The organism is Arthrobacter agilis (assembly GCF_002953615.1).
Lineage (GTDB): Bacteria > Actinomycetota > Actinomycetes > Actinomycetales > Micrococcaceae > Arthrobacter_D > Arthrobacter_D agilis_B.
In genome coordinates this window covers 3,226,147-3,230,182 of the sequence record NZ_CP024915.1, presented here as the reverse complement: position 1 = coordinate 3,230,182, position 4,036 = coordinate 3,226,147, and the positions used below count along the sequence as shown (strand labels likewise).

The window sequence follows — 4,036 nt, the reverse complement described above, 5'->3', positions numbered from 1 at the left end:
CTGGAGAGGGGGCTGGAGGTCATCGGGTCACATCCGGAAGAGGCCGAAGGAGGTGTCGGGCAGGGGCGCGTTGGCGCAGACGTCGAGTGCGAGGCCGAGGACGGTGCGGGTGTCCGCGGGGTCGATCACGCCGTCGTCCCAGAGCCGCGCCGTCGAGTAGTAGGGGTTGCCCTGGGCTTCGTACTGGTCGCGGATGGGTGCGCGGAACGCCTCCTCGTCCTCCGATGACCAGTCCTCGCCGCGCGCCTCGAGCTGGTCGCGCTTGACGGTCGCCAGGACCGACGACGCCTGGTTGCCGCCCATCACGGAGATGCGGGCCGCCGGCCACATCCACAGGAAGCGCGGGGAGAAGGCGCGACCGCACATCGAGTAGTTGCCGGCCCCGAAGGACCCGCCGACGACGACCGTCAGCTTGGGGACACGGCAGGTCGCGACGGCGGTGACCATCTTGGCCCCGTTCTTCGCGATGCCGCCGGCCTCGTAGTCCTTGCCCACCATGAAGCCGGAGAGGTTCTGCAGGAACACCAGGGGGACTCCGCGCTGGTCGCAGAGCTCGATGAAGTGGGCGCCTTTGAGGGCGGACTCGCTGAAGAGCACCCCATTGTTGGCGACGATCCCGACGCGGTGGCCGGAGATGGTCGCGAAGCCCGTGACGAGGGTGGTGCCGTACTCGCGCTTGAACTCGTGGAAGAGCGAGCCGTCGACGATCCGGGCGATGATCTCGCGGGCATCGTAGGACGCGTTCACGTCCGTCGGCACGGCACCGTACAGCTCGTCCTGCGGCACCACCGGCTCCAGCGGCTCCGCGGCGTGCACGACGGCGGGAACGGGCGGCTTTGCGGCCGGGGGCAGCGTCGCGATGATGTCGCGCACGATCTCCAGCGCGTGCTGGTCGTTCTCCGCGAGATGGTCGGTGACCCCGGAGACGCGGGAGTGGACGTCCCCGCCCCCGAGCTCCTCCGCCGTGACGACCTCGCCGATGGCGGCCTTCACCAGCGGCGGGCCGCCCAGGAAGATGGTGCCCTGGTTGCGCACGATCACGGTCTCGTCGCTCATGGCCGGGACGTAGGCGCCACCGGCGGTGCAGCTCCCCAGCACGGCGGCGATCTGCGGGATCTTCCGGGCCGACATGGTGGCCTGGTTGTAGAAGATACGGCCGAAGTGGTTGCGGTCGGGGAAGACGTCGTCCTGCCGGGGCAGGAACGCGCCGCCGGAGTCCACGAGGTACACGCAGGGCAGATTGTTCTCGAGGGCGATCTCCTGCGCGCGGAGATGCTTCTTGACGGTCATCGGGTAGTACGTGCCGCCCTTGACGGTGGCATCGTTCGAGATCACCAGCACGTGGCGGCCGTGTACGAGGCCGATGCCGGCGATCACGCCCGCACCCGGGCACTCGTCGTCGTACATCCCGTTCGCCGCCAGCGGCGCGATCTCGAGGAACGGACTGCCGTCGTCGAGGAGCTGGTCGATGCGCTCCCGCGGGAGGAGCTTGCCGCGGGCGACGTGCCGCACGCGGGAGCGCTCGGGCCCGCCGAGGGCCGCGGCCGTGAGGCGCCGCCGCAGGTCGCCGACGAGTTCGGCCTGCGCCGCGGCGTTCGCCGTGAACGCCGGCGAGAGCGGATCCACCTGCGATGTCAGAGTCTCCATCGACTACTTCCTCGAGCATGCTTCAGTTAGCAGACGCTAACCGGATTCAGGTTAGTGGTCATTAACCTGGATGTCCATCAGAATGGGTCCATCACTCACCGGCGGACCGGAAGGACCTGCATGGAGGCACTGCCCACCGAAGACCGCGTGACGGGTCGAAGCGTCGCGAAGGCGTCCCGTCGCGCGGCCCTGCTCGTCGCCGCGGCACAGCTGTTCGCGGACCGCGGGTACAACGGGGTGTCCATCGAGGACCTCGGCGCTGCCGCCGGCGTGAGCGGGCCCGCCGTCTACCGGCACTTCACCGGCAAGCCCTCGGTCCTCTCCGCGCTCCTCACCGGGGTCAGCGAGGACCTCCTGGAGGGCGGGCGTACCGTCGCCGAGGGGGCGTCCTCGCCCGAGGCGGCGCTGCGGGGCCTGATCCGGTTCCAGGTCGACTTCGCGCTGGCCAATGCGAACGTGATCCGCGTGCAGGATCGCGATCTCGGCTCCCTCCCGCACGACGACGAACGGAACGTGCGGTCCCTGCAGCGCAACTACGTGCAGGTCTGGGTGGACGAACTGGCCGGTCTCCTGCCGGCGGCGGACCGCTCGCTGCTGCGGCGCAAGGTCCATGCGGTGTTCGGACTCATCAACTCGACGCCGCACACCGCGCACGGCACCCGCTCGACCCGGGAGCTCGGCGATCTGCGGGACCTGCTCCAGGACATGGCATGGGCCGCCCTGACCGTGTGACGGCGGCGGGGGTGCGCGCCTCCGGGCATTCCGGGGCGCCTAGTACGCTGAAGCCACGAGAAGTACCGGCCGCGCCGCCCGCCCGGCCACTCCACCGACTGAAAGTACCGCTGTGATCACGCTACGTCCCGTTGAAGCCACCGACCTCGACGAGTTCTTCTCGCACCAGCTGGACCCCAGCGCCAACCACATGGCGGCCTTCGGGGCCAAGAACCCGTCGGACCGCGGCGTCTTCGACCATCACTGGCAGGACATCCTGAACGACAGCAGGATCACGGTGCGCACCATCCTGTCCGACGGCGAGGTCGTGGGCAGCATCCTCGCCTACCGGGACGGCGACGTGCCCGAGATCAGCTACTGGATCGACCGCTCCCGCTGGGGACAGGGCATCACCACGGCCGCCGTGGGGCAGTTCCTCGACGAGATGACCCAGCGCCCCATCCGCGCCCGCGCCGTGGCGGACAACGTGAGCTCCATCCGCATCCTCGAACGGTGGGGTTTCCAGCAGGTCGGCGAGACGCAGGGCTTCGCCCCGTCCCGCGGCGCCGTGGTCCGCGAGCTCATCCTCGAACTGGCGTAACTCCCCGGGAGACGCAGACCCTCCCGGGGAGGGTCTGCGTCTCTCCGAGGACGCAGCCCTGCCGCAGGCGGACCGCGTCCTCGGGTGCCGCTAGACCATCGTCAGGACCATCGCCGGGTTGCGGAGGATGGTCCCGACATCGGCCAGGAACCGTGAGCCCTGCTCACCGTCGACGAGCCGGTGGTCGAAGGACAGGCTGAGGGTCAGGACGGACCGCAGGGCGATCGTGCCTTGGTATTCCCACGGCATGCTGCGGACCGCGCCCAGGGCGAGGATCGCCGCCTCGCCGGGATTCAGGATCGGCGTGCCGGCGTCGATGCCGAAGACACCGATATTGGTGATGGAGATGGTCCCACCCGCGAGATCGGCCGGCGGGGTCTTCCCCGCGCGCGCGGTCTCCGCCAGCGCATTGAGGGCCTTCGCGAGGTCCGCCAGGGACAGGTCCTGCGCGGCCTTGATGTTCGGCACGAGCAGCCCCCGCGGGGTCGCCGCCGCGATGCCGAGGTTCACGTCCGCGTACTGGACGATCTCCTGCGCCTCCTCGTCCCAGGACGAGTTGAGGGTGGGGTTCCGCGCGATCGCGATGCACACGGCCTTCGCCACGATCGTCAGCGGCGTCGCCTTCGTCGCCTCGAAGGCCCGGCTCGCCCTGAGGTCCGCGAGCAGGTCCATCGTGGGCGTGACGTCGATCGTGAGGAACTCGGTCACGTGGGGCGCCGTGAAGGCGCTGGCCACCATCGCTGCCGCAGTGTGCTTCCGCATGCCCCGGATCGGGGTCCGCGTCTCCCCCGCCCTCGCCGTGCGGGCCGTGCCTGCCGCCGGCAGGGGGCCTGCCGGCGTTGCCGGCGTCCCCACCGCTGCGGCAGGGCTCTCCGTGGTCCCTGCGAGCGCGGACAGGACGTCGGCCCGCGTGATGAGGCCGCCGGGCCCGGTGCCTCTCAGGGCGTCGAGGGCGATGCCGAGGTCACGCGCGAGCTTGCGGACCGGCGGCGTGGAGCGTGGCCGGTCCCCGCTCCGCCGTGCTTCCCCGGCCGCCGCAGGCGCGGGGGCGGGCGCGGCGGCGGGCGCGGGCGCGGG

At 70.7% G+C, this 4,036-nt stretch carries 4 protein-coding genes; 2 read left to right on the top strand and 2 right to left on the bottom strand.

Annotated features, from left to right (window positions below; genetic code table 11):
• Positions 1-27: 27 nt before the first annotated feature.
• Positions 28-1,647 (bottom strand): carboxyl transferase domain-containing protein, encoded by a 1,620-nt coding sequence (locus tag CVO76_RS15835; protein ID WP_208740074.1) that lies wholly within the window; start codon positions 1,645-1,647, stop codon positions 28-30.
• 120 nt (positions 1,648-1,767) lie between these two features.
• On the opposite strand from CVO76_RS15835, the gene CVO76_RS15830 reads away from it, so the two are divergent.
• Positions 1,768-2,379, top strand: a complete 612-nt coding sequence (locus CVO76_RS15830) for a TetR/AcrR family transcriptional regulator (protein WP_133082180.1) — start codon at positions 1,768-1,770, stop codon at positions 2,377-2,379.
• 112 nt (positions 2,380-2,491) lie between these two features.
• Positions 2,492-2,959 carry a GNAT family N-acetyltransferase gene (locus CVO76_RS15825; RefSeq protein WP_133082179.1) on the top strand — a complete coding sequence of 156 codons (468 nt, stop codon included), beginning with the start codon at positions 2,492-2,494 and terminating at the stop codon, positions 2,957-2,959.
• Between the two features lie 90 nt (positions 2,960-3,049).
• Here CVO76_RS15825 and CVO76_RS15820 read toward each other — a convergent pair.
• A partial coding sequence (locus tag CVO76_RS15820) for a dihydrolipoamide acetyltransferase family protein (protein WP_208740073.1) occupies positions 3,050-4,036 on the bottom strand: 987 nt, incomplete at its 5' end.